The organism is Streptomyces sp. MBT53 (genome assembly GCF_016654115.1).
Classification (GTDB): Bacteria; Actinomycetota; Actinomycetes; order Streptomycetales; family Streptomycetaceae; genus Streptomyces.
In genome coordinates, this window is the sequence record NZ_JAEQAZ010000426.1 from 1 (window position 1) to 1,599 (window position 1,599).

2 protein-coding genes are annotated in these 1,599 nt (G+C 73.5%); both read left to right on the top strand.

The genetic code is table 11. From position 1 onward, the window contains the following. On the top strand, window positions 1-652 hold a 652-nt coding region (locus tag JHN45_RS51840; RefSeq protein ID WP_201056470.1), incomplete at its 5' end, for a dihydrolipoamide acetyltransferase family protein. A gap of 54 nt (window positions 653-706) precedes the next feature. Then, the coding region (locus JHN45_RS51845; protein ID WP_201056472.1) for an NTP transferase domain-containing protein at window positions 707-1,599 on the top strand (893 nt) is incomplete at its 3' end.

Sequence of the window (1,599 nt, forward strand, 5' to 3'; positions counted from 1 at the left end):
CGTGGCCGACAAGCTCTCCCGCAGTCGCCGCGAGATCCCGGACACGACCTGCTGGGTGGACGCCGACGCGACCGAGCTGATGCGCACCCGCGCTGCCATGAACGCCGTGGCCGGGCCCAAGATCTCCGTACTGGCCCTCCTCGCCCGGATCTGCACGGCCGCGCTGGCCCGGTTCCCCGAGCTCAACTCCAGCGTGGACATGGAGGCGCGGGAGATAGTCCGGTTCGACCGGGTGCACCTCGGGTTCGCCGCGCAGACCGAACGCGGACTCGTCGTCCCCGTCGTACGGGACGCGGGGACGCGGGACGCGGAGGCGCTGAGCGCGGAGTTCGCCCGGCTCACCGAGGCGGGTCGGTCCGGGACGCTGACCCCCGGGGATCTCACCGGCGGCACCTTCACGCTCAACAACTACGGGGTGTTCGGCGTTGACGGTTCCACGCCGATCATCAACCACCCCGAGGCGGCGATGCTCGGCGTCGGCCGGATCGTCCCCAAACCGTGGGTGCACGAGGGCGAGTTGGCGGTACGCCAGGTCGTGCAGCTCTCGCTCACCTTCGACCACCGGGTCTGCGACGGCGGTACGGCGGGCGGTTTCCTGCGATATGTGGCGGACTGTGTGGAACAGCCGGCGGTGCTGCTGCGCAACCTGTGATCACGGAAGCCCGCACAAGTTCCCTGTGATCAGGGCGGCCCGCATACTCGGGGGGTGACCGCGTACGAGCCCCCCGACTCCGCGCCCGGCGACGCGTACGACGCCGTCGTGCTCGCCGGTGGTGTCGCCCGGCGGCTCGGCGGTGCCGACAAACCCGGGCTGCGCGTCGGTGGCCGGGCCCTGCTCGACCGGGTGCTCACCGCTTGCGCCGACGCCCGCACCACCGTCGTGGTCGCCGACCCCCGGCCCACTCCCCGTGCGGTGCGCTGGGCCCGCGAGGAGCCGCCCGGCGCGGGCCCGGTCGCCGCGCTCGACGCCGGTCTGCGCCACACCACGGCCGACACCGTCCTGGTCCTCTCCGCCGACCTGCCGTTCCTCGAACCGGCAACCGTACGGCGGCTGTTGACCGCACTGCGGACGGGCGGCACCGAAGGCGTGCTGCTCACCGACGCCGACGGACGCGACCAGCCCCTCGTGGCCGCGTACGGCGCGCAGGCACTCCGCCGCGAGCTGACGGCACTCGCTGACGAGCACGGCAGCCTCACCGGGCTGCCCCTGCGCCGGCTCACCGCCGCCCTCGACCTCACCCGCGTCCCCGACCCCGTCGCGTCCTTCGACTGCGACACCTGGGACGACCTCGCCATCGCCAGGGCACGCATCAGGGAGCATGGGCACGTGTTGGATGAATGGATTTCCGCAGTCAAGGACGAACTGGGCATCGACCTGGACGTCGACACCGGCATCCTGCTCGACCTCGCCCGCGACGCCGCCCACGGAGTGGCCAGGCCCGCCGCCCCGCTGACCACCTTCCTGGTCGGCTACGCGGCGGCGCAGGGCAAGGGCGGACCCGAGGCCGTCGCCGAGGCCGCCCGCAAGGCCGCCGCCCTCGCGCTGCGCTGGGCGGACGAGGACACCCCCGGGACCGCGACCGGGACCGGGACCGGGAC